The organism is Nocardiopsis potens DSM 45234, from assembly GCF_000341105.1.
Taxonomy (GTDB): Bacteria; Actinomycetota; Actinomycetes; order Streptosporangiales; family Streptosporangiaceae; genus Nocardiopsis_A; species Nocardiopsis_A potens.
This window is the reverse complement of sequence record NZ_ANBB01000029.1, coordinates 23,046-45,662: the sequence shown is the minus strand read 5'-3', so window position 1 is coordinate 45,662 and position 22,617 is coordinate 23,046. Positions and strand designations below refer to the sequence as shown.

Sequence of the window (22,617 nt, the reverse complement as noted above, 5' to 3'; positions counted from 1 at the left end):
CCCACCGCCACCGCCCCCGCCGACGACCAGAAGGCGCAGGCCCACGCATGACCGCCCACCACCCCACCCTCAACGGAAAGACCGCCGTCGTCACCGGAGCCGCCCGCGGAGTCGGCTCCCTCCTCGCCCGCAAACTCGCCGACCAAGGCGCCCACCTCGCCCTCGTCGGCCTCGAACCCGACCACCTCGCCGCCACCGCCGCCCAATGCGGCCCCACCGCCACCCACTGGGAAGCCGACGTCACCGACGGCCCCACCCTCACCACCACCGCAAAAGCCATCGAAGCCCACCACGGCACCATCGACATCGTCGTCGCCAACGCCGGCATCGCCACCGGAGGCCCCTTCACCGACACCCACCCCGAAGCCTTCGACCGCGTCATCGAAGTCAACCTCCTCGGCAGCATCGCCACCGCCCGCGCCTTCCTCCCCGCCCTCCGACGCAGCCGCGGCCACTACCTCCAGATCGCCTCCCTCGCCGCCCTCACCCCCGCACCCCTCATGGCCGCCTACTGCTCCAGCAAAGCCGGCGTCGAAGCCTTCGCCCACGCCATCCGCCCCGAAGCCGCCGTCCACGGCGTCACCACCGGCATCGCCTACCTCTCCTGGACCGACACCGACATGGTCCGCGGCGCCGACGCCGACGACGTCCTCCGCGAACTCCGCTCCCGCCTCCCCTGGCCCCTCAACAAGACCCACCCCCTCCCGCCCGCCGTCGACAACATCGTCACCGGCATCGCCCGACGCTCCCCCCACGTCTACGGCCAACCCTGGCTCCGCGCCCTCCAAGGAGCCCGCGCCGCACTCCCCGGCATCGTCGCCGCCTTCGGCCCCCGCGAGATCCGCCGCCTCCAACCCCGCCTCGAAGCCACCGCCGCCCAGCGCGCCCACGCCGTCGGCGCCGGAGGCAGCGCCGACCTCGCCGCCCGCACCCGCAAAAAGAAGAGCGCCGCCCGCAGCGGACGACGCGAAACGAAGACCACGGCCGGCACCGCCGGCGGCTGAACACCCCCGGACCGCCGCGCCCCGCCCCGGGACTCACGGACGGGACCCCGCACACGGCGGGGCGCGGCCGCCCCTCACACCCCCGCGGCCTCGTCACGCCCCCGGCACGCCAGCGCATCCGCCCGCTCGTTCCCCGGATCCCCCGCGTGCCCCTTCACCCACCGCCACTCCACCTCGGACCGGGACGCCGCCTCGTCCAGCCGCCGCCACAGGTCCGCGTTCTTCACCGGCGCCTTCCCCGAAGTCCGCCACCCGTTCCGCTTCCACCCGTGCACCCACCGGGTGATCCCGTCCCGCACATAGGTGCTGTCGGTGTGCAGCACCACCGGCACCGGCCGGGTCAGGCTCTCCAGCGCGACGATCGCCGCGGTCAGCTCCATCCGGTTGTTGGTGGTCTCCGCCTCGCCCCCGTACAGCTCCTTCTCGTGCCGCCCCCAGCGCAGCAGCACACCCCACCCGCCCGGACCGGGGTTCCCCTTGCACGCCCCGTCGGTATAGATCTCCACCCGGCCCGCGTCACGCTCGATCGACATGCCCGGCAATCTACAGCCGGCGCGCACCGCCCGGCGCCCGCGGCCGCGCCGACCGGGCCCCGGGGCGGTCGGCGCCCGGCGGGGGAGGGGCGGCACCCCGACAGCGCCGCGCGGTTCCGCCCCGAGGGGAGAACGGCCCCGCCTCCCAACGGGCCGTGAGCGGCCCGCAGGCCGGGGCGCCGGCCCGGGCCGACGCCGGCGCGGCCCGGCCTCCGATCCGCGGACGGGACCGCCGCAGACCCCGTACCGACCGGTCTCCACGGCGACCGCGGAACGCAACGCCGGAAGTGCCCGCTATGCACGGAAGCGGAGGTCTTCGGTAATGAGGGCGGCGTAGCCGCTCCTCTCTGGTTTCTTTTCTCTCTTCTGTTGAAAACAGAGACCAGTAGCTTTACGATGTAGATTTTTATGGCGGGGAAGAGGTCCGCCCCCTTCTCCGCCACGTCCCTCCCGGGATCCGGCCCCGCCCGCACCCCTGAGCGGCCCGGCGTCCCCGGGCACGGGAAGGGGGCACCGCCCCATCGCGGCGCCCCCGCCCCCGCGGGCCCCTCTCCCCGGCTCAGCCCCCGTGCGGGGTGACGACGGCGGTCGGCACCGCCTTCCCCGGCTCGGCGCACATCACGTCCTCTCCCCCGGTCGACCCGTACACCCCCGGGTCGTCCTCGAACCGCAGGTACAGCCGGACGCCCGCGACCGGCCGCGGGTCGCACTCCTCCTCCGGGTAGTTCGCCGGGTTCGGGTGGCGCACCACCAGGTCGGCCCGGCCCCCAGGCTCGACCGTGAACGGCTCCGGCGGGTCGGAGTCGTAGCGCCCCCAGTCCCCCACCCGCTCGCCGTACGGGCCGTCCACCCAGTGCACCGGCAGCGGCGCATAGACGGTGCACGGCTCCTCCCCCGGGCCGTCGCCCATGATCCGCTGCATCGCGAACCGGATGTAGTCCGTCCCCGCCGCGGCCTCCCGGCCCTCGTAGATCAGCTTGAAGTCGCCCGACTCGCAGCCGCGGACACCGGCGGCCCCGCCGTCCGCCGACACCGGCGGCGCCGCCAGCAGCAGCGGGACGGCCGCCCCGGCCGCCACCGCCGCCCCCAGAACCCGGCGCCGCATCCCCGATCCGCTGAACCCCATGGCCCGCTCCTCCGCTCTCCGCCTCACACACAGTGGGACGGCCCCGCCCCCACCGGGGTTCGCCCAGCTCACCACCGCGCCCCGACCCGAACCGGACACCCGCCCGGGTGAACCCCGGACCGCCCCGCGCGTCCCCCGCGGCCCCGCTCCGGCCTCCCGGAGCAGCGTGTGAAGCACCCCGCGGGGCGCGGGTCAGTGCCCCGGCGCCGCTGTCGGACCCGCCGCCTACGCTCTGCGCAGCACACGACCGGAGCGGACTCGGAGGCAGGGACGATGACGGACGATTCGGCGGCGGACGGCGGGCACCAAGGGCATCGGGCGCTGTTCGCGGCGTTCGCCGAGCGGTTCCGGGAGGGCGACCACCGGGCGGCCCTGGCCGCCGCGGACGACGCGCACGACCGGGTGCTCGCCGCGGGCCTGCCGGACCTGTGCGGCGTGGCGCTGAACTGCGCCGGCCTGGCCCGGTACGGGCTCGGCGAGTTCACCGCCGCGGCGGAGTCCCACCGGCGCGCCGGAGAACTGAGCCGGCGCTCCGACGTGCGCGGGTTCGCCGCGCTGCGGGCCGCCCTGGCCGGGATCGCGGCCGGCGAGTCCGTGGCCTACCCGCAGGTCTGGGAGACCGGCTCCGCCCCCGCGCGGCTGGCCGCGCTCGCCCGCAGCGAGCACCCGCACCTGGCTCCGGCGGCAGGCGTCGAGCTCGGCCGGCTGCTCCGCGGCGAACGGGAATACCTGGCCGCGGTCCGCGCCTACCGGGCCGTGGTCGACTCCGGCCACCCCCGCTTCCTGCCCCGGGCCGCCGCGGCCCTGGCCGAGCTGCTGCGCGAGGCCGGCGATTCCGAGGGCGCCGACCGGCTCCTCGGCCTCGCCGGCTCCGGGGCCGGCGCGCCCGACCAGGTCGAGTCGGCGCTGGCCCCGCTGGACGAGCCGGAGGGGCCGCCGTTCTGGCTGGCCCCGGTCCGGTCCGGGATCGACCGCTACCGCGCCGGCGACCCGGACGCCGCCCGCGCCGAACTGCGCGCGGTCGCGGCCGGCGGCTGGCGGCACGCCGCGCACCAGGCCGGCCTCGCGCTCGCCGGCATCGAGCTGCGGCACGGCCGCCCCGCGGCCGCCCGTCGGATCCTGGAGGGCATCGCCGAGACCGCCGACTTCACCCACGGCCCGCGCGCGGCCATCGCCCTGGCCGCCCTGGACGCCGCCGAGGCGGCGCCCCCCGCCGCGGCCGCCGACCCGGTCGGCCGCTACCTGACCCGCGATCCGGACGCGGCCTCCGCCCTGGAGGCGCCGGCCCTGAGCGGGCACCCGTCGGCCGGGCTGTTCGCGGTGCTCCTGGGCGACCTGCCCGGCGACGGCCGGCCCGGGGCGGCGGAGGCCCGCGAGCAGGCCCTGGCCGTGCGGGCCGAGGACGAGACCGCGGCCGGCTGCGCCGCCTACCTGGCCGCCGTCGACCCGGCGGCCTGGGACGACACGCGGCGTGTGGAGGCCGCGCTCGCCGAGGCCGACCGGCCCGGGGCCCCCGTGGCGCCCTGGGCCGCCCTCCTTCTCGGCGAGCTGGACCTGGTCGAGCACTACGGCGGCGAAAGCCAGTACCGCTTCCGGAGCGTGCTCGACACGGGCCCCCGCGCGCTCATGCCCCGCGCCGCGGCCGGGCTGTTCGAGTCGTCGCCGGCGGACAGGTACTCGTCGGAGGAGCGGTACGAGGCGGCCGCGGAGCTGCTCGGCGGCGACCCGCCCGCCGAGGCGGTTCCGCCGCTCGCCTGGCTGGTGGCCGAGAGGCTGATCCGCATCGAGGACGACCTGAACGGCGGGCGGGAGGCGCTGGAGCGGATCCCCGAGTCCGACCCCCGGTTCGGCGCCCCCGCGCTGGCCGTGCGCCTGGCGATGGACGGGGACGCCGACGGCCTGCGGCCGGTGTTCGAGCGGCTGGCCCGGTGGGACGAGGAGTCGCTGAAACTGGCCTCCGAATGCTGCATGCCGGTGCTGTGGAAGCTGCCCGCGGACTCGGCGGCCGCCCGGCGGTCCCTGCTCGTGCTGGCCGACCTCGGCGATCAGACCCCGCCCCTGGTCCACAAGGTGTCGGAGCGGTTGATCGAGGCCTGCGTGGCCCAGGGCGACCTGGAGGGCGAGGTCGCCGCCCGGGAGGCGGAGAACCTGCGCCTGGGCGGGCACCCCGGCGGCGGGCTGCTGAAGACGGCCCGCCGCCTCTACCTCGCCGGCGACCTCGACCGGGCGATCGGGCTGTACCGGCGGGTCACCCCCGGGGAGTTCCCGGAGGCGTACGGCAAGGCCGCCACCGACCTCGGCGTGCTCCTCCGGCACCTGGGCCGGTCCGAGGAGGCCCCGGAGCCTCCGGCGGGCGGCCCCGACCCGGGGCACTGCTCGGAGCTGGGCGGCGACCTGGAGCGGGCGGGGCGGATCGACGAGGCCGTCCTCGCCTGGGAGCTGGTCAGCGGTACCGGCGACGCCGCCTGGACGGTCCGCGCCGACCACCGTCTGGGCGAGGCGTACGCGGGCCGGGGCGAGACCGGCGCGGCGGTCGCGGCCTACCTGCGGGCCGCCGCGGCCCCGGACTCCTTCCACTCCGGCTTGGCCTGGCACGAGCTCGGCCTCCTCTACCAGGAGCAGGGGGACCTGGTCTCGGCGGAGCGGGCCCAGCTGCGCGGCGCCGAGATCGGGGACCGGCTGGGCAGGAACGGCGAATCGCTGGTCGGCGTGTGCCGGCGGCGGCTGGTCGAGCTGGCGGAGCTCTCCGGCGACCCGGACGAGGCCCGGCGCCGCTGCCTGTACATGGTCGACCACGGCGACCGGGGCACGGCCGCGATGGGGGCGATGATGCTGGGCCACGCCGCCAAGGAGAGCCGGGACACGGCCGAGGCGCGGCGCTGGTACCAGTGGGTGATCGACTCCGGCGACCTGTTCCAGCGGGAGCTCGCGCTGGCCCACCTCGGCGAGCTGTACTACCTGGTCGGCGACCGGGAGCAGGCCCGCGAGTTCTACCGGCGCACCCTCGGCTCCACCAGGAGCTCCCCGGACCTGGTCGCCGAGGCCGCCTGCCGGCTCGGGGAGATGGCCGCCCAGGACGGCGACACCGACCAGGCAGTATCCCACCTGGAGCGGGCCCGCGACACCGGCGACGCCGCCTTCGCCCCCCAGGCCGAACGGCTGCTGAACGAGCTGACCGGGTGACACCGGCCGTCCACCGGTCCTGCCGTGCGGGCGACCGGACGGCACCGGGCCGGCCTCGCGGCGGGGCAGGAGACGGACCCGGTCCCCGGGGCGGCCGACCCGCCCCGGTCCGTGCCGGGCCCGGTGCCCGTCCCGGGCGGTCCGGAGCCTGGCACCGGTGGTGCCAGGATCGGCGGTCGTAGCGGGACCGGGGTCTGTGCCGGGGCGCGCCGCGGCCGCAGTCTTGTTCCCGGGCCCCACCGAGGACGCCGGGGCCCGCGACCACGACCCGGAAAGAGGCCTCCGATGAGCACCACCGCCCGCACCGCACCCGCCGCCGAGCTGAACGGCCGCCCGGCGGCCGCCGGAGAGCTGGCGCCGCTCGCCTTCGCGGGGTACGCCCACTTCACCGCCGTGCAGGTGCGCGGGGGCCGGGTCCGCGGCCTCGACCTGCACCTGGAGCGGCTGCGGGCCGCCTCGGTGGAGCTGTTCGGCCGGGCCCTCCCGGACGACCTGGTCCGCGCCCGGCTCCGGTCCGCGCTGGCGGGCGGGCCGGACGACCTGTCGCTGACCGCGACGGTGTACTCCGCGGCCGGCGAGTTCACCCCCGCCGACCCCGGCGCCGAACTCGGGCTGCTGGTCCGCACCGGCCCGGCCGCCTCCGGGCCGGAGGGGCCGCTGGCGCTGGCCGCCTTCGAGCACGAGCGGTTCCTCCCGGGGATCAAGCACGTCGGCGAACCCGCCAAGACCCGGCTGCTGCGCCGGGCCGCCGAGCAGGGCTTCGACGACGCCGCCTTCCTCGACCGCCGGGGCCGGTTCAGCGAGGCCTCCATCTGGAACCTGGCCTTCTGGGACGGCGAGGCGGTGGTGTGGCCCGAGGCCGAGATGCTGACCGGGACCACGATGGGCATCGTCCGCCGCCGGCTGGACGGGCTCGGCGTCCCGCAGCGCGTCCGGGAGGTCCGCCCCGCCGACCTGCCGGAGCTGTCCGGGGCCGCGGTGATGAACTCCTGGACCCCCGGCGTGGCGGTGCACCGGATCGGCACCGCGGCCCTGCCCGAGGCCCCGGCCTTCCTGGAACTCCTGCACCGGGCCTACCGGGACGAGCCCCTCACCGGGATCTGAGCGGCCGGCGGGCCGGCCCGGGCCCACCGGGGGCGCGGCTCGGGGCCGACCCGGCCGGCCGCGGGCCGCGCCGGCACCCGCCGGTGCGCACCGGCGGGTGTTCGAACAGCCGCCCGGGCCGCTGTTCGAACACCCGAGCGGGGTTCCGGTGCGGTCTTCCGCACGGTTCCTCCCGGGGGCGGGGCCGGACGGCGGGGAGCGTCCCCGCCCCCGGTCTGTCGGTGCCGCCTGTTAGGCAGGTGGTCCAGTGCGACCATGGAGGACAGCGGCGCGCCCGCCCGGGGTGCGCGGCTCTCGGGGAGGGACCACCCATGTGCGGCCGTTTCGTGAGCGCCCGGAAGGACTACGAGCTCCTGCCGCTGTTCGGCGTGGAGGAGCGGGTCGGCGAGGAGCTGGCCCCGTCCTACAACATCGCCCCGACCCAGGCGGTGCGGATCGTCACCGACGAGGCGGCCGACGGCGGGCCGGTGCGGCGGATGCGCAATGTGCGCTGGGGGCTGCTGCCGGTGTGGGCCAAGGACCGCAAGATGGCGTCGCGGCTGATCAACGCGCGGTCGGAGACGGTCACCGAGAAGCCGTCGTTCCGGTCGGCGGCCACCAAGCGGCGGTGCGTGGTCCCGGCCGACGGCTACTACGAGTGGCAGAAGACCGAGAGCGGCCGGAAGATCCCCTACTACCTGCACGGCCCGGAGGAGGAGGTGCTCCCCCTGGCGGGCCTGTACGAGCGGTGGCCCGACCCGGACGTGCCCGAGGAGGACCCGGCGCACTGGGTGTGGACCTGCACGATCCTCACCCGGCCCGCGACCGACTCGCTCGGATTCATCCACGACCGCGCCCCGGTGATCCTGCCGGCGGACATGGTCGGCGACTGGCTCGACCCGGCGGCCACCGGCAAGGCGCAGGTCAACGAGATGATCGACGCGGTGCCCGATCCCGAGCTGGTGCCGCGCAAGGTCACCGCCGCCGTGGGGTCGCCGCGCAACAACACCCCCGGCCTGCTCTACGAGGTCGGCTGACGGGGCCGGACGGCGGGGGCCGGGGTGGCGGCCCGCTCCTCCCCGGCCCCCGCCGCGCCCGGTGCCCGGCTCAGCCGCGCGCCTCCGCCGGTTCGGCCTCCGCGGCCCCGCCGGACGGCGCCGCCGGGGCCGCCTTGCTCCGGCGGTCCAGCAGGCCGGAGAGCAGGGCCAGGCCCAGCCCGACGACGGCCAGCCCGGCGCCCAGCACGTTGGGCGCGGTGTAGCCGTACCCGGCGGCGATGACCAGGCCGCCGAGCCAGGCGCCGGCGGCGTTGGCGGTGTTGAGGGCGGCGTGGTTGAGCGCGGCCGCCAGGGAGGGCGCGTCGGCGGCGGCGTTCATCAGCCGCATCTGCAGCGAGGGGATCAGCGCGCTGCCCGCGAAGCCGAGCAGGAACACCACGGCGACCGCGGGGGCCTTGTACGGGGCCACCGCGTGCAGCAGCAGGAGGACCACCGCGATGGCGGCCATGCACGCGTACATGGTGGGCATCAGCGCCCGGTCCGCGGCGCGGCCGCCGACCAGGTTCCCGGCGGTCATGCCGACGCCGTAGACGGCGAGGATGAGGGTGACCGCGCCGGGGCCGAACCCGGCCACCTCGGTCATCATCGGCGAGATGTAGCTGTAGGAGGCGAACATGCCGCCGAAGCCGACCGCGCCGACCGCCAGGGCCAGCCAGACCTGGCCGCGGCGGAGCGCGCCGAGCTCGGCGCGGACCGAGGCGCCGGCCTTGGGCTTCTGCGAGGGGACCCAGGCGATCAGCGCCAGCAGGGTGGCCGCGCCGACCAGGGTGACCAGCAGGTAGGTGCTGCGCCAGCCGAAGGCGTGCGAGACGGCGGTGCCCAGCGGCACGCCGACGATGTTGGCCACGGTCAGCCCGGCGATCATCAGCGAGACCGCCTGGGCGCGCTTGGTCGCCGGCACCAGCGACGCGGCGACCACCGCGCCGATGCCGAAGAAGGTGCCGTGCGGCAGCGCGGTGAGGAAGCGGGCCGCCAGCAGCGCCTCGAAGGTGGGGGCCAGCGCCGAGGCCAGGTTGCCCAGGGTGAAGGCGGCCATCAGGCCGATCAGCAGGTGCTTGCGGTCCAGCCGGGCGCCGGCGGCGGCCAGTACCGGTGCGCCGACCACCACGCCCAGCGCGTAGCCGGAGATCATGTATCCGGCGGTGGGGATGGAGACGCCGAAGGCCTCGGCGACTTCGGGCAGGATGCCCATCGCCACGAACTCGGTCGTGCCGATGCCGAAGCCCCCCAGGGCCAGAGCGAGCAGCGCGATGGGCAAGGTGCTCCCCTTCTACGGGACGGTTGCGCGGGACTGCGGGGCGCTCCGCGCCCCGAAGGGACGACAACGCGGAGCGGAGCGGTGTTCTTTCCGGATCGGCGCCCTCGGTTCTGTGAGTGATGTCGCGCACCGCACCGGACCCCACTGACCTGCGATGTCAACCCGTTCCACCCGTTGGAGCCCCGGGGTCCGGGGTTCGGGCGGCGCGCGGCCGGCTTCGCCGGGGCCGCGGACCGGTCGGACCGGTCGGCGGCGGGGCCGCTCCCCCGGCGGTTCGGGGCCGTGTGCGAGGGGCGTTCTCCCGGCGGCCCCGTACGGCCCGTCCCTGTTCATCGCCGACCGAGCGCCCCGGGGCCGGTGGCCCCGGGCGGCCCGCGGAAGCGGTACGGCGGAAAGGCGGCCCCCGGGATCCGGAGACCGGTCGGCGGACCGGGACCGGCCGCACTCCGCACGCCCTCCTCGACCGGGCGCCTCGGTCCCGGCGGCCGCCGTCGGGCCCGCGGAGCGCGGGGACCGCTCCGCCCCCGGTCCGCAGAGGCACCGCCGGGCAGAGGCTGCTGAGGCGGCTTCGGAGTCCGGGCACCGGCGGGCCGCGCCCGCCCCGGGGCCGGCCCTCCTCGGAGCCGGGGCGGGAAGGCGGGCGCCGGGACCGGTCAGTCGCCGGTCACCGCGTGGTCGGGGATGTCGTGGACGGCGTGGTAGGCGTAGCCCAGCGCCTCGTCGACCAGGGCGGCCAGGTGGTCGCTGGTGATGCGGTAGAGCATGCGGCGCCCGTCCTTGCGGGAGGTGACCAGGCCCGCCAGGCGCAGTCGGCCCAGGTGCTGGGAGACCGAGGAGCGGGAGGCCTCCACCTGCGCGGTCAGGGTGGTGACGTCCTGCTCGGTGCCGAGCAGCCGCAGCAGGTGCAGGCGGGTGGGGTCGGCCAGCAGGCCGAGCACTTCGGCGGCGGCGCCGTACTGCTCGTCGGAGTCCTCCGGAGGCCCATTTGCGTTATTGTGCGCGTGCATGTTTGCATGATGTCGCATGCGGGGCCCCGCCGCAAACCGCCGGGTCCCGCCCCTCCCCGGACGAAAGGCACGAGCCGATGGGCGCCCAGGACCACCACGAGCACGCACACGGCCATGGGCACGGGCATGCCGCCCGGGGGCCGAAAGCGGTGTGGGCGCGGCTGCTGCACGCCTTCACCCCGCACGACCACGACACCGCCGAGCGGTTCGACTCGGCCCTGGAGTCCAGTCGGCTGGGGGTGCGCACCCTGGTCTGGTCCTTCCTCGCGCTCATGGCCACCGCCGCGCTCCAGGCGGTGGTGGTGGCCTTCACCTCCTCGGTGGCGCTGCTGGGCGACACCGTGCACAACTTCGCCGACGCCCTGACCGCGCTGCCGGTGGGCGCCGCCCTGCTGCTGGGGCGCCGGGCGGCCACCCGGCGGTTCACCTACGGCCTGGGCCGGGCGGAGGACCTGGCCGGGGTGGTCGTGGTGGTGCTCATCGCCGCCTCGGCCGCCGCGGCCGGCTACGAGGCGCTGAACCGCCTGGCCGACCCCGGGCAGGTCTCCCACCTGTGGGCGGTGGCCGCCGCCGGGGTGGTCGGGTTCGCCGGGAACGAGCTGGTGGCCCGGTGGCGCATCCGCGTGGGGCGGCGCATCGGCTCGGCCGCGCTGGTGGCCGACGGCGCCCACGCCCGCGCCGACGGGTTCACCTCGCTGGCCGTGGTGGGCGGCGCGGCCGGAGTGGCCCTGGGGTTCCCGCTGGCCGACCCGCTGGTCGGGCTGGGCATCACGGTCGCGATCGCGATCGTCGGCTACGGCGCGGCCAAGCAGGTCGGCGCCCGGCTGCTGGACGCCGTCGACCCGCACCTGGTCCGCGCCGCCGAGCAGGCCGCGCGCGCGGTGGAGGGCGTGGCCGGGGCGGACGACGTGCGGATGCGCTGGATCGGCCACGGCCTGCGCGCCGAGCTGTCGGTGGCGGTCGCCGCCGAGCTGAGCGTGGCCGAGGCCCACCGGATCGCCCACCGGGTGGAGCACGCGGTGCTGCACGCCGTACCGCGCATGCGGGCGGTGGTCGTGCACACCGAGCCCGAGCACCAGGCCGAGGCCGCCCACGCAGAGGTGGCCCACCACCGCTGACCCGGCCCCGTGCGGCTCCGGGACCGGGGGCGCTCACGCCGCCGGCGGCCGGGATCCGCACCCCTCGGGGGGCGGGGCCCGGCCGCCGGCGTTCACGGGGGGCGGCCGCGGCTCCCGCGCGGGGGCGCCTAGGGTCGGCAGGGAGAGCGGCGGCCGGGAGGACTTCACCGTGGAGGTTCCATGACCGATCCAGGCACCGACCGAGACACCGATCGAGACCGCGCCGTTCCGCCGGAGGGGCTCCCGCTCTTCGACGGACCCGACTTCAAGGCCGACTCCCCCGCGCGCTTCGCGGAGCTGCGCCGCCGGGCACCGCTGCACCGCGGCCGGTTCCTCGGCGGGTTCACCGGGTGGGTGGTGGTCGACCCGGCGCTCGCCCGGGAGGCGCTGAACCACCCCGCGCTGGTGAAGGACCCGGTCCGCGCCGGCCTGGTGTCCGCCGAGGACTACGCGCGCGACGTGCTGTTCGCGGGCAACATGCTCACCGCGGACCCGCCGGACCACACCCGGCTGCGCAAGCTCGTCGCGGGCGCGTTCACCCCGCGCAGCGCGGTCCGGCTGCGCCCGCGCATCCAGGAGATCTGCGACGGGCTGCTGGACGGCATCGCCCCGCTCGGCGAGACCGACCTGGTGGAGTCCTACACCCGGGTGCTGCCCATGGCGGTCATCTCCGAGCTGCTCGGGGTGCCCGAGGACCGGCGCGCCGAATTCCAGCACTGGTCCAACGAGGCCCTGGGCAACGAACCGGGCACCGACACCCGCGAGGGAATGGCGCGGCTCCGCCGCTACCTCGCCGAACTGCTGGAGGAGAAGCGGCGCGAACCGGCCGAGGACCTGTTCAGCGCGCTGATCCGGGTGCGCGACGAGGAGGACGGCCGGCTCTCCGACGAGGAGCTGCTGGGCACCGGGGCGCTGCTGGTGATCGCCGGTCACGAGACCACGGTGAACCTGCTGGGCAGCGCACTGGAGGCGCTGCTGCGCGACCCCGCCCAGGCCGACCTGCTCCGCGCGGACCCCGGCCTGCTGCCCGGCGCGGTGGAGGAGTTCCTGCGGCGCGACGCGCCGGTGGAGTACACCCCCGGGCGGTTCGCCGCCGAGGACCTGCGGCTGGGCGGGGAGCCGATCCGCAGGGGCGAGTCGGTGACCATCGCCCTGGGCTCGGCCAACCACGGCGCCTCCCCCGGCGACGGCACCGGCCTGGACGTCACCCGCGGCGACGCCCGCCACCTGAGCTTCGGCCACGGGATCCACTACTGCCTGGGCGCTCCGCTGGCCCGCGCCGAGGGCGAGATCGGGCTGCGCTCGGTACTGGAGCGCCTGCCCGACCTGGAGCTCGCCGACCCGGAGCGGTCCACGCCGTGGATCTCCGCGGGGCTCATGCGCGGACCGACCAGCCTGCCGGTGCGCTTCACGCCCCGCTGACCCGGCCGGGGAGAGGGAGGAGGCGGCCCTCCCCGCTCCCCGCCCGCCGCTCGGGAGGCGGGCCGGGCGGAGGGAGGAGCGGGGAGGGCGCGCCCGCCGGCGGACGGCCCGGCCGTGCACGGCCCACGGCAGCGGCCTCGACGGACACGGTCCGGATGCACCAGACTGCCCTCGGTGATGGAGAGCGGCCCCGGTCCGGGGCCGGGAGCACAGGGGGTTCCGGTTGAACGCGGACGACGCGACGCTGGTGGAGGTCGCCCCGGGCGCCCATGCCTGGGTGCAGCCCGAGGGCGGCTGGTGGGTGAACAACGCCGGGCTGGTCACCGCCGACCACGGCGGCGAGGCCCTGGTGGTGGACACCTGCGTCTCCTCGGAGCGGACCCGCCGGTTCCTGGACGCCGCCGCCGCGGCGACCGGCGGCGCACCGGTCCGCCTGGCGGTCAACACCCACCAGCACGGCGACCACACCTACGGCAACCACCTGCTGCCGGAGTCGGCCCTGATCGCCGCGCAGGAGAAGGCGCGCGACGGCGTCCTCGCCGACCCGTTCTTCTCCGATGTCCCGCGGATCTGGGAGCCGATGCCGGACTGGAGCGACGCGGTGCTCCGGCCGCCGGAGCTCACCTTCCGCGAGTCGCTCACGGTCCACCTGGGCGGGCGCCGGGCGGAGGTGCGCCACCCCGGCGAGACCGCGCACACCCCCGGCGACGCGGTGGTGTGGCTGCCCGAGGAGAAGGTGCTGTTCGCCGGCGACCTGGTGTTCAACCGGGTCACCCCGCTGATCTTCATGGGGGCGCTGGACGGCGCCCGGCGGGCGCTGGACTGGCTGGAGGCGTTCGGCGCCGAAACGCTCGTGCCCGGCCACGGCCCGCTGCCCTCCGGTGCCGGCGGGGTCCGCCGCTGCCTGGAGGAGCAGGCCCGCTACTACGACCTGGTGCGGCGCGCCGCCGACCGGGGCCGGGCCGGCGGACTCACCCCGCTGCAGGCCGCCCGCGAGACCGACCTGGGCGAGTTCGCCGACTGGCCGGACGCCGAGCGGATCGTGCTCAACCTGCACCGGGTCTACGCCGACGCGGACGGGGCGGAGATGGACATGGGGGCGGCCTTCGCCGACACGCTCACCTATTCCGGCGGGCCGCTGCACTGCGAGGCCTGAGCCGGTCCGGCCGGTCGCGCCGGCCGGGCCCGCTCAGCCCCGCTTCGCGCGGACGGCGTCCAGGTCGATGACGACCGGGAACGGCGCATCGGCCTTGAGCCGCCCGTGGTGTATCCCGGTGAGGCCGTATCCCCCCGTCGCCGGATCCAGCTGGTAGGTGTAGACGACGGTGCGCCCGCCCTCGTTCTCCACCCGCCAGAAATGCGGAATTCCGGCACGGGCGTATTTGTAGGGCTTGGTGTCCCTGTCCCGGTCGACGGAGTCCGGTGAAACGGCTTCGACCGCGAGCAGAAGGTCCGCGGGCAGGTAATGGGTGTCCGGCGCCTCCCGCTCGAACGCCTCTTCGGTGACCACGAGGACATCGGGCTCGGGAACCTGGTGCCGGTCGAGGCGCACCGCCATCTCCCGGTCGGCCCGGTGGCCGCCGGGCGCCTGGGCGTCGAGTTCGGCCCAGAGGAACCCGACGACCGAGGAATGCCATTTCCTTTGCGGACTCACGAAGATGAGACTGCCATCGATCAGCTGTGTATGCGGCGGAAGTCCCCGCATTCGCAGGAATTCCTCGGCGGTGAATCCCCCGTCCGGAGGAATCAGCCAGTCGGGAATGGGCTCGGACATGCCATCAGAGTAACCCTCTCGAAGAGCGAACGCAGTGCTTCGCCCCGGTCTTTCCGACCGCCGTCGCGGCGGCGCGCCGCCCCGCAGATCCGAACGGGGCCGCGTGCGGGGCCGCCCCTATGCCCGGGGCCGGTCCCCCGCCGCCGGGGGAGGCGGTGCGCCCGGGTCCGGTCGATCGAATCCGGCGGCCAGTTCGCGCAGTGCCCGGTCGAGGAGTTCCTGCAGGTCGGCGCCGTCGTCGGCGAGCCACTGCTCGTAGGCGGCGATGCAGGCGCCGAGCACCGCGGAGCCGATCAGGCGGGGCAGCAGGGAACCGGGGGGCTCGCCGGTGCGGCGGGCGGCGAACCCCTCGACGACCGAGCGCCACTCGGCGTACTTGAGGGTGGAGTGCGCCTGCAGCGCGGGGACGCGCAGGATCAGCTCCATCCGGCGGCGGTGCCGGGGCTCCTCCTCCGGGCCGATCCGGTTGAAATCCAGGACCGCGGCGCGGATCGCGTCCATCATCGGGACCTGCGGGCCGTGCGCCTCCAGGCGGGCGCGGAGCGCCTCCAGGTCGAACTCGCCCCAGACCGCGTCGTTCTTGGACGCGTAGTAGCGGAAGAAGGTGCGGCGGCCGATGCCGGCGGCGGCCGCGATGTCGTCGACGGTGGTGTGCTCGAACCCGTCCCGGTCGAACAGCTCCAGGGCGACCCGCTCCAGGGCCGCCCGAGAGGTGGAGCGGCGGCGGCCGGCGCGGGCGGGCTCCGCGGCGGGGGCCGGGATCGTCTCCGCCATGGCCCTTCCTTTCGGCACTCGGTGCCATTATGGTACGGGCAGTGGCGCGGATCACAACGGGCGCGCCCGCGCGCCCCCTTGCGAAGGGAGCCCCATGAGCCCCGAGTCGACCGCCTCCTCCTCCGACGACGGCGCGGCCCGCGGCGCGGACGCCGAGGACTCCGCCCTCCTCGACGACGAGCTGCTCGTGGAGGACGTGTCCATCGACGGCATGTGCGGCGTCTACTAGGCGGCCGCCGTGCAGCCCGCTCCCGCCCCGGGCCCCGCCCCGCCCGGCCCTTCCGGGTTCGACCCCGGCCGGGCCTGGGCGCTGCACCCCCGGGTCTCCGTGCGCCCCGAGCCGTTCGGCGCGCTGCTCTACCACTTCGACACCCGGCGGCTCTCCTTCCTCAAGGACCGCCTGCTGCTCGACGTGGTGCGCGCCCTGGGCGAGCGGCCCAGCGCCCGCGCCGCCTGCGAGCACGCGGGCGTCCCCGCCGGCCTGCTGCCCCGCTACGAGCGGGCGCTGGCGGCACTGGCCGCCGGCGGCATGCTCGTGCCCCGCGACGGGGAGCCCTGACCCCGCCGCCCTCCCTCCCGTTCCCCGACGCACCGCGAGGACCGCCGTGGCACAGCCCTCCGAGGCCCCGGCGTCCGGCACCCGCCTGGTCGACCACTTCCAGCGCGGCCTGGACGCCCCCATCTGCCTGACCTGGGAACTGACCTACGCCTGCAACCTCTCCTGCGTGCACTGCCTGTCCAGCTCCGGGCGGCGCGACCCGCGCGAGCTGGACACCGCCGAGGCGCGCTCGGTCATCGACGAGCTCCGCCGGATGCAGGTCTTCTACGTCAACATCGGCGGCGGCGAGCCGACCGTGCGCCCCGACTTCTTCGAGCTGGTCTCCTACGCCACCGGCAGCGGGGTCGGCGTCAAGTTCTCCACCAACGGCGTGCGGATCACCCCGGCCGCCGCCCGCCGGCTGGCCGCCGACGGCTACGTGGACGTGCAGGTCTCGCTGGACGGCGCCACCCCGGAGGTCAACGACGCCGTGCGCGGCCCCGGCTCCTACGCCACCGCGATGCGCGCCCTGGGCGCGCTGGCCGGCGCGGGACTGGCCGAGCCCAAGCTGTCGGTGGTGGTGACCCGGCACAACGCCGGGCAGCTGGACGATTTCAAGCGGATCGCCGACGAGCACGGCGCCCGGCTGCGGCTGACCCGGCTGCGCCCGGCCGGCCGCGGCGCCGACGTCTGGGACGAGCTGCACCCCACCGCCGACCAGCAGCGTGCGCTCTACGACTGGCTGCTCGAACACGGCGAGGAGGTGCTCACCGGCGACTCCTTCTTCCACCTGTCCGCCTACGGGCGCGCCCTGCCCGGCCTCAACCTGTGCGGCGCGGGCCGGGTGGTCTGCCTCATCGACCCGGTGGGCGACGTCTACGCCTGCCCGTTCGCCATCCACGACCGGTTCCGCGCCGGGTCGGTGCGCGGCCCGGGCGGCTTCGCCGCGGTCTGGCGCGGCTCCGGGCTCTTCGCCGAGCTGCGCCGGCCGCAGGACGGCGGCGCCTGCTCCTCCTGCGGCGCCTACGACTCCTGCCGGGGCGGGTGCATGGCGGCCAAGTTCTTCACCGGGCTGCCGCTGGACGGCCCCGACCCGGAGTGCGTCAAGGGGCACGGCGCGGCGGCGCTGGCCGAGGTCGTGCCGGGGTCGGCGCCGGCCCCCTCCTGCGACCACTCGCACCGCACCCGGCCGCGCCGCGCCGGCCCGGTGCCGGTGGCCATCGGCCGCCGGCCCCCGGAGGCGACGGCGGCCCCGCCGGCCGCGCCGTGCGACGAGAGCCCACTGGCCGGGTTCTCCCCCGCCGCCCCGGAGGCCTGACCGGTGCCGCCGCTGCTGACCGACCCCGTCGCACTGGCCGGGCGCACCGCCCCCTCCCGCGCGGTGTTCGGCGCGCACGAGACCAACCTGGGCCGCGGCCGCGCCCTGTCCGACCGGCACACCGCCTACTACCGGCGGCGCGCCGAGGGCGGGGCCGGGGTGATCGTCACCGAGACCGCGTCGGTCACCCCCGACGACCACCCCTACGAGTACGCGCCGCTGGCCTCGGCGTGCGCGCCGGGGTGGCGGCGGATCGCCGCCGCCTGCCGCCCGCACGGGGCGCTGGTGCTGGCCGGGCTGGGGCACGCCGGCGCGCAGGGCTCCGGCGCCCACTCTCAGCACGTGCTGTGGGCGCCCTCCCCCGTCGCCGACGTGGTGTCCCGGGAAATGCCCGCCGCGATGGAGAAGGAGCAGATCGACGAGGTGGTGGCGGGGTTCGCCGCCGCGGCCGCGGCGGCCTGCGAGGCCGGGGCCGACGGGGTGGAGGTGGACGCCGGCGGGTACTCGCTGCTGCGCCAGTTCCAGTCCGGGCTGAGCAACCTGCGCGAGGACGCCTACGGGGCCGACCGGCTGCTGCTGACCCGCAGGGTGCTGGACGCGGTGCGCGCCGCGATCGGCGGCGACCGGGTGCTGGCGCTCCGGATGTCCTGCGACGAGCTGGCGCCCTGGGCGGGCACCACCCCCGAGCAGGCCGCCGGGCAGGTGCGGCTGCTGGCGCCCCGGGCCGACCTGCTGACGGTGGTGCGCGCCGGGCCGATGGCCCCGCGCGCGCTGCGCCCCGACGCGCACACCCCGCCCGGGTTCAACCTGGAGCTGTGCGCGGCGATGCGCCGGGCCGCCCGCGGCCGCGCCCTGGTGTCCCTGCAGGGCAGCGTGGTCGACCCGGCGCAGGCGCAGGCGGCGCTGGACGCGGGCGCCGCCGACCTGGTGGAGATGGTGCGGGCGCAGATCGCCGACGCCCGGCTGGTGGCGCTGGTGCGCGCCGGCGAGCCGGAGCGGATCCGCCCGTGCCTGCTGTGCAACCAGGCCTGCCAGGTGCGCGACGACCGCAACCCGCCGGTCTCCTGCGTCGGCGACCCGCGCAGCGGCCACGAGCTCGAAGATCCCGATCCGGAGCCCGCCGCGCCCCCGCCGCCCGCTGCGGTCCGCGCGATGCCGTTCGGCGCCGGCGGCCCCCCGGAGGAGGTGCTGGTGGTCGGCGGCGGGCCGGCCGGGCTGGAGTGCGCCCGGGTGCTCGCCGGGCGCGGGCTGCGGGTGCGGCTGGTCGAGCGGACCAGGCGGCTCGGCGGAATGCTGCGCACGGCGGCGGCGCTGGACCCGGCCGCGGCCTCGGCGGAGGCGCTGCGGGCCGCGGTCTCCTCTCCTCGCCGCCCTCCGCCGGCCCCGGCGGTCTCCTCCGGCCCGCCCGGGGCACCGGTGGCCGGGCGGATGCGGCTGGGGCTGCTGGCGGACTGGCTGGAGTCGGAGTGCGTGCGGCTGGGGGTGCGGTTGGAGACCGGCACCGAGGCCACCGCCGCCGACCTGGACGCGGTGCTGGACCGCGGCGGCCGCGTGGTGCTGGCCACCGGTTCGCGGGCGGCGCCGCCGGACGCGGACACCGGCGGCGTGCCGGTGCTCGACGTCGCCGGGGCGGTGGCCCGGCCGGGGCTGCTGCCGGCCGATGGGGCGCTGCTGGTGCACGACCCGGTCGGCGGCCCGGTGGGGGTGGCCGCGGCGGAGCTGCTCGCCGCGCGCGGCCGCGAGGTCCGGCTGGCCTGCCCGGACACCGTCGCCGGGCGGCTGCTCGCGCCCACCGGGGACCTGGCCGACGCCAACGGGCGGCTGCAGCGTGCGGGCGTGGTCCGCGAGCTGCGCTGCCGGCTGGAGTCGGCCGGCGGCGGGCGCGCGGTGCTGCGCGACGTGTGGACGGCGGCCCGCCGCGAGGTGGAGTGCGCGGCCGTCGTCGACTGCGGCCCCCGGCTGCCGGAGGACGCGCTCCACCTGCACCGCCCGGACCTGCCGCGGTGCGGCGACGCGGTGGCCCCGCGCACCGCACTGGAGGCGGTCCTGGAGGGGCGCCGCACCGCACTGGCCCTGGCCGGCGCGGCGGGGCCCGCCCCCGTGCCGCCCACCGGGGCCCCCGCCCCGGCCGTCATGGCGGAACCGGCCGAAGCGGCGGAAGGGGCGCCCCGATGAGCCCGGCGCGCACCTACCGGTACCTGTTCACCCCGCTGCGGGTCGGGCCGCTCACCCTGGCCAACCGGATCGTGTTCTGCGCCCACCTCACCAACTACGCCGAGGACGGCGCGCCCACCGCGCGCCACGCCGCCTACTACGCGGCGCGGGCGGCCGGCGGGGCGGGGCTGATCATCACCGAGGAGCACTCCACCCACCCCACCGACCACCCCTACGAGAAGCTGATCCGCGGCTACGACCCGGCGGTGGTGGCGGGCTACCGGCGGATCACCGAGGCGGTGCACGCGCACGGGGTGCCGGTGCTCGCGCAGCTCAACCACAACGGCGGCCAGGCCTCCTCGATGTACACCCGGCTGCCGGTGTGGGCGCCCAGCCCGGTGCCGGACCCGCTGTTCCGGGAGGTGCCCAAGGCGGTGGAGGAGCACGAGATCGCCGAGGTCGTCGAGGGGTACGCGCGCACCGCGCGGCACTGCGCCCTGGGCGGCTTCGACGGGGTGGAGCTGCAGTGCTCGCACTCCTCCATCGTGCGCGGGTTCCTCTCCCCCGCCGCCAACCGGCGGACCGATCGGTGGGGCGGCCCGCTGGAGAACCGGGCCCGGCTGCTGCTGGAGCTGGTCCGGGCGGTGCGCGAGGCGATCGGCCCGGACCTGGCGCTGGGCGTGCGGCTGTGCGGGGACGAGCTGATCGAGGGCGGGACCGTGCTGGAGGAGGCGGTGCGCACCGCCCGCATGGTCGAGGCGACCGGCGCCGTGGACTACATCAACACCTCCATCGGCTCCGCCACCTCCACCCTGCACATGATCGAGGCGAGCATGCAGGTCCCGCCGGGGTACGCGATGTACGTCCCCAGCGCGATCCGGGAGGCGGTGCGGCTGCCGGTGGTGGGGGTGGGCCGGTTCAAGGACCCGCTCCAGGCGGACCGGGCGCTGGCCGCCGGGCAGGCCGACCTGATCGGGGTGGTGCGCGGCCAGATCGCCGACCCCGAGTTCGCCGCCAAGGCCCGCACCGGGCGGGCCGCGGAGATCCGCACCTGCCTCTCCTGCAACCAGGAGTGCGTCGGGCGGATGGGGCTCAACCGGTGGCTGGGCTGCATCGAGAACCCCGAGGCCGGGCGGGAGGCGGAGCAGGCGGCGGGGCGGGCCCCGGTCCCGCTGCCCGCGCCGCGCCGCCGGGGGCGCCGGGTGCTGGTGGTCGGCGGCGGTCCGGGCGGCCTGCAGGCGGCGGCGAGCGCGGCCCGCCGCGGCCACGAGGTGGTGCTGCTGGAGCGGGAGCACCGGACCGGCGGGCAGATCGTGCCGGCCGCCTCGGTCCCCTCCCGCGCCGAGCTGCTCGACCTGGTCCGCAACCTCGCCGCCGAGGCCGCCCGGTACGGCGCCGAGCTGCGCACCGGTGTGGCGGCCGACGCCGGGACGGTGCTGGCCGAGCGGCCGGACGCGGTGGTGCTGGCCACCGGGGCGCTGCCGCAGGCCCCGTGGTGGGCCGGCGGGCACCCGCGGGTGGTGGACGTGCGCGACGTGCTGGGCGGCGCGGCGGAGCCGCGCGGCCGGGTGGTGGTCTTCGACGAGCTGGGGTTCCACCAGGCGGTGTCGGTGGCCGAGCTGCTCGCCGACCGCGGCTGCGCGGTGGAGGTCGTCACCCCGGCGATGTCGGTCGGCCAGGACCTCGGCGTCACCCTGGACCTGGAGGCGGCGGCGGTGAAGGCGCACGCGGCGGGCACGGTGTGGAGCACCGACCGGATCTGCACCGGCGCCGAGCGGGCCGAGGGCGGCGGGGTGCTGCTCCGGTTGCAGCACCACCCCACCGGGGCCGAGGAGTCCCGGTCGGTCGACTGGGTGGTCTGCGCGGTGCACCAGCGCCCCGACGACGCGCTCTGGAGCGAGCTGCGGCGGGCCGGGGGCGACTCGAAGGCGCGCTTCGATGTGCACAGGGTCGGTGACTGCCTGGCACCGAGAAGGGCCCATTCCGCGGTGATCGAGGGCCACCGGGCGGCGGTGGCCCTGTGACTGGCACCGAAACCACCGCGAAACCGGGCCAATGGACCGGTAGGGGTCCGGTCGCGCTGATCGTCGTACGTGGCGGGTTACCCCCGCTGGGGGCCGCCGAAACCGTCGCCGAGGCCGCCGGCGACGTCCTGGTGGTCGGCTCCGGGGCCCGGGAGGGGGCGCGGGAGCTCGCCCCGTTCCGCCCCGGCCGCACCTTCTACCGGGAGACCGGCGAGGGAATCGCCCCGGCCGCGCTCGTCCCGGTGCTCGCCGCCGCGCTGGAGGCGGCGCCGCTGGTGCTGCTGCCCGCCTCGCCGGACGGGCGCGACCTGGCCCCGCGGCTCGCCGCGGCGCTGGACCGGCCGCTGCTGGCCGCGGCCTCCCGGGTCGACCTGGTCACCGGGGCGGACGGTGCCCCGGAGGCGGTCGCGGCCGAACTGCTCCGGGCCGGCGGCCGGGTCGCGGTGCGGGCCGAGGCCGACGCGCCCGCCGTCGCCACCCTGCTGCCCGGCTGCCGGTCCGCCCCTACCGGCCCTACCGGCCCGCTCTCCGCCCCCGAAGCGGCCGTCTCCGCCGGCTCGGTTCCCGCTCCCAGAGCGGCCGTTCCCACCGGCTCCGGCCCCGCCTCCGGGCCGACTCCCGCCTCCGGAGCGGCCGTCTCCACCGGCCCGGCTCCCGCGTCCGGTCCCCCCGCCCCCGCTCCCCCTGCCCGGCCCACCGTCCCGGAACCGGTCCGGTTGGACGGGCCCGACTCAGGGCCGGGTCCGGCGGAGGCCCGCACCGTCGAAGTGCGCGCGCCCGACCCGGGTACCGCGGACCTGGCGGAGGCGGCGCGGGTCGCGGCGGGCGGCGCGGGCCTGGCCGCCGGGGCCGACGGCGCCCAGGCGGCCCGGGAGGCGTTCGCCCTGCTGGAGCGGGTCGCCGCGGCGCTGGGCGCGGCGCACGGCGCCACCCGGGTCGCCACCGACGCGGGGTGGGCCGAGGCGCACCGCCAGATCGGCACCACCGGCGCCGCCGTCGACCCCGACCTCTACCTGGCGTTCGGCATCTCCGGCGCCGCCCAGCACACCGGCGGCCTGGGCGCCCCGCGCCACGTGGTCAGCGTCAACACCGACCCGGCCTGCCCGATGACCGCCATGGCCGACCTGGGCCTGGTCACCGACGCCCGCGCCCTGCTCGTCGAACTCGCGGCCCGCCTGGGGGTGGCCGACCCGTGACCCCTCCGTTGAGTGAATCCCAGCGTTCCCGTCACCGGTCTTCTTCC

Annotated in this window: 19 protein-coding genes; 13 read left to right on the top strand and 6 right to left on the bottom strand. The window is 77.0% G+C overall.

The window, feature by feature from the left end:
* The first annotated feature begins 47 nt into the window (after positions 1-47).
* Positions 48-1,004, top strand: coding sequence for an SDR family oxidoreductase (locus D459_RS0111565; RefSeq protein ID WP_017593171.1), 957 nt, complete (start codon positions 48-50; stop codon positions 1,002-1,004).
* Positions 1,005-1,078: 74 nt separating this feature from the next.
* On the opposite strand, the gene rnhA is transcribed toward D459_RS0111565, so the two are convergent.
* Positions 1,079-1,537, bottom strand: coding sequence for a ribonuclease HI (rnhA, locus tag D459_RS0111560; protein ID WP_017593170.1), 459 nt, complete (start codon positions 1,535-1,537; stop codon positions 1,079-1,081).
* Between the two features lie 559 nt (positions 1,538-2,096).
* Positions 2,097-2,663 (bottom strand): DUF4232 domain-containing protein, encoded by a 567-nt coding sequence (locus D459_RS0111555; RefSeq protein WP_017593169.1) that lies wholly within the window; start codon positions 2,661-2,663, stop codon positions 2,097-2,099.
* 273 nt (positions 2,664-2,936) lie between these two features.
* Between D459_RS0111555 and D459_RS0111550 the strand changes: the two genes are divergently transcribed.
* The 3 genes from D459_RS0111550 (at position 2,937) to D459_RS0111540 (ending at position 7,966) form a co-directional block, all read left to right on the top strand.
* Positions 2,937-5,846 carry a tetratricopeptide repeat protein gene (locus D459_RS0111550; RefSeq protein WP_026120295.1) on the top strand — a complete coding sequence of 970 codons (2,910 nt, stop codon included), beginning with the start codon at positions 2,937-2,939 and terminating at the stop codon, positions 5,844-5,846.
* A gap of 285 nt (positions 5,847-6,131) precedes the next feature.
* Complete coding sequence (locus D459_RS0111545) at positions 6,132-6,950, top strand: aminotransferase class IV family protein (RefSeq protein WP_017593168.1); 819 nt, start codon at positions 6,132-6,134, stop codon at positions 6,948-6,950.
* Between the two features lie 311 nt (positions 6,951-7,261).
* Positions 7,262-7,966 carry an SOS response-associated peptidase gene (locus tag D459_RS0111540; RefSeq protein ID WP_017593167.1) on the top strand — a complete coding sequence of 235 codons (705 nt, stop codon included), beginning with the start codon at positions 7,262-7,264 and terminating at the stop codon, positions 7,964-7,966.
* A 70-nt stretch (positions 7,967-8,036) separates the two neighbouring features.
* Here D459_RS0111540 and D459_RS0111535 read toward each other — a convergent pair whose 3' ends face one another.
* Both D459_RS0111535 and D459_RS0111530 read right to left on the bottom strand, forming a co-directional pair.
* A complete protein-coding gene (locus D459_RS0111535; RefSeq protein ID WP_017593166.1) occupies positions 8,037-9,245 on the bottom strand; it encodes an MFS transporter in 1,209 nt (402 codons plus the stop codon).
* Positions 9,246-9,898: 653 nt separating this feature from the next.
* Positions 9,899-10,252 carry an ArsR/SmtB family transcription factor gene (locus D459_RS0111530; RefSeq protein WP_026120294.1) on the bottom strand — a complete coding sequence of 118 codons (354 nt, stop codon included), beginning with the start codon at positions 10,250-10,252 and terminating at the stop codon, positions 9,899-9,901.
* Positions 10,253-10,329: 77 nt separating this feature from the next.
* Between D459_RS0111530 and D459_RS0111525 the strand changes: the two genes are divergently transcribed.
* The 3 genes from D459_RS0111525 to D459_RS0111515 all read left to right on the top strand — a co-directional run bounded on the left by D459_RS0111525 (position 10,330) and on the right by D459_RS0111515 (position 13,948).
* Positions 10,330-11,370, top strand: a complete 1,041-nt coding sequence (locus D459_RS0111525; protein ID WP_081620538.1) for a cation diffusion facilitator family transporter — start codon at positions 10,330-10,332, stop codon at positions 11,368-11,370.
* A gap of 180 nt (positions 11,371-11,550) precedes the next feature.
* Positions 11,551-12,792 carry a cytochrome P450 family protein gene (locus D459_RS0111520; protein ID WP_017593163.1) on the top strand — a complete coding sequence of 414 codons (1,242 nt, stop codon included), beginning with the start codon at positions 11,551-11,553 and terminating at the stop codon, positions 12,790-12,792.
* 223 nt (positions 12,793-13,015) lie between these two features.
* Positions 13,016-13,948, top strand: coding sequence for an MBL fold metallo-hydrolase (locus tag D459_RS0111515; protein ID WP_017593162.1), 933 nt, complete (start codon positions 13,016-13,018; stop codon positions 13,946-13,948).
* A gap of 33 nt (positions 13,949-13,981) precedes the next feature.
* On the opposite strand, the gene D459_RS0111510 is transcribed toward D459_RS0111515, so the two are convergent.
* A complete protein-coding gene (locus D459_RS0111510) occupies positions 13,982-14,566 on the bottom strand; it encodes a Uma2 family endonuclease (protein ID WP_017593161.1) in 585 nt (194 codons plus the stop codon).
* A gap of 117 nt (positions 14,567-14,683) precedes the next feature.
* Entirely contained in the window at positions 14,684-15,340 is a 657-nt protein-coding gene (gene mftR / locus D459_RS0111505; protein WP_017593160.1) for a mycofactocin system transcriptional regulator, read from the bottom strand.
* Positions 15,341-15,434: 94 nt separating this feature from the next.
* Between mftR and mftA the strand changes: the two genes are divergently transcribed.
* From mftA to D459_RS37355, 6 genes are read left to right on the top strand one after another with little or no spacing between them, the layout of a single operon-like run.
* Positions 15,435-15,569 (top strand): mycofactocin precursor MftA, encoded by a 135-nt coding sequence (gene mftA / locus D459_RS35405; protein ID WP_017593159.1) that lies wholly within the window; start codon positions 15,435-15,437, stop codon positions 15,567-15,569.
* A gap of 9 nt (positions 15,570-15,578) precedes the next feature.
* Entirely contained in the window at positions 15,579-15,899 is a 321-nt protein-coding gene (mftB, locus tag D459_RS0111495; protein WP_017593158.1) for a mycofactocin biosynthesis chaperone MftB, read from the top strand.
* 46 nt (positions 15,900-15,945) lie between these two features.
* Positions 15,946-17,196 carry a mycofactocin radical SAM maturase gene (mftC, locus tag D459_RS0111490; protein ID WP_017593157.1) on the top strand — a complete coding sequence of 417 codons (1,251 nt, stop codon included), beginning with the start codon at positions 15,946-15,948 and terminating at the stop codon, positions 17,194-17,196.
* A gap of 3 nt (positions 17,197-17,199) precedes the next feature.
* A complete protein-coding gene (locus tag D459_RS0111485; protein WP_017593156.1) occupies positions 17,200-19,371 on the top strand; it encodes an oxidoreductase in 2,172 nt (723 codons plus the stop codon).
* A complete protein-coding gene (locus D459_RS0111480) occupies positions 19,368-21,374 on the top strand; it encodes a mycofactocin system FadH/OYE family oxidoreductase 2 (RefSeq protein WP_017593155.1) in 2,007 nt (668 codons plus the stop codon). Before D459_RS0111485 ends, D459_RS0111480 begins: the two co-directional genes overlap by 4 nt.
* A complete protein-coding gene (locus D459_RS37355; protein ID WP_040709852.1) occupies positions 21,371-22,570 on the top strand; it encodes an FAD-binding protein in 1,200 nt (399 codons plus the stop codon). The genes D459_RS0111480 and D459_RS37355 overlap by 4 nt, the downstream gene beginning before the upstream one ends.
* Positions 22,571-22,617: the final 47 nt, after the last annotated feature.

Coding starts and splice junctions, on each gene's coding strand:
- D459_RS0111525 (WP_081620538.1), top strand. CDS start 10,330: ATGGGCGCCCAGGACCACCACGAGCACGCACACGGCCATGGGCACGGG.
- D459_RS0111555 (WP_017593169.1), bottom strand. CDS start 2,663: ATGGGGTTCAGCGGATCGGGGATGCGGCGCCGGGTTCTGGGGGCGGCG.
- D459_RS0111520 (WP_017593163.1), top strand. CDS start 11,551: ATGACCGATCCAGGCACCGACCGAGACACCGATCGAGACCGCGCCGTT.
- mftA (WP_017593159.1), top strand. CDS start 15,435: ATGAGCCCCGAGTCGACCGCCTCCTCCTCCGACGACGGCGCGGCCCGC.
- D459_RS0111510 (WP_017593161.1), bottom strand. CDS start 14,566: ATGTCCGAGCCCATTCCCGACTGGCTGATTCCTCCGGACGGGGGATTC.
- D459_RS0111565 (WP_017593171.1), top strand. CDS start 48: ATGACCGCCCACCACCCCACCCTCAACGGAAAGACCGCCGTCGTCACC.
- rnhA (WP_017593170.1), bottom strand. CDS start 1,537: ATGTCGATCGAGCGTGACGCGGGCCGGGTGGAGATCTATACCGACGGG.
- D459_RS0111540 (WP_017593167.1), top strand. CDS start 7,262: ATGTGCGGCCGTTTCGTGAGCGCCCGGAAGGACTACGAGCTCCTGCCG.
- D459_RS0111480 (WP_017593155.1), top strand. CDS start 19,368: ATGAGCCCGGCGCGCACCTACCGGTACCTGTTCACCCCGCTGCGGGTC.
- D459_RS0111545 (WP_017593168.1), top strand. CDS start 6,132: ATGAGCACCACCGCCCGCACCGCACCCGCCGCCGAGCTGAACGGCCGC.
- D459_RS0111530 (WP_026120294.1), bottom strand. CDS start 10,252: ATGCACGCGCACAATAACGCAAATGGGCCTCCGGAGGACTCCGACGAG.
- D459_RS0111550 (WP_026120295.1), top strand. CDS start 2,937: ATGACGGACGATTCGGCGGCGGACGGCGGGCACCAAGGGCATCGGGCG.
- mftR (WP_017593160.1), bottom strand. CDS start 15,340: ATGGCGGAGACGATCCCGGCCCCCGCCGCGGAGCCCGCCCGCGCCGGC.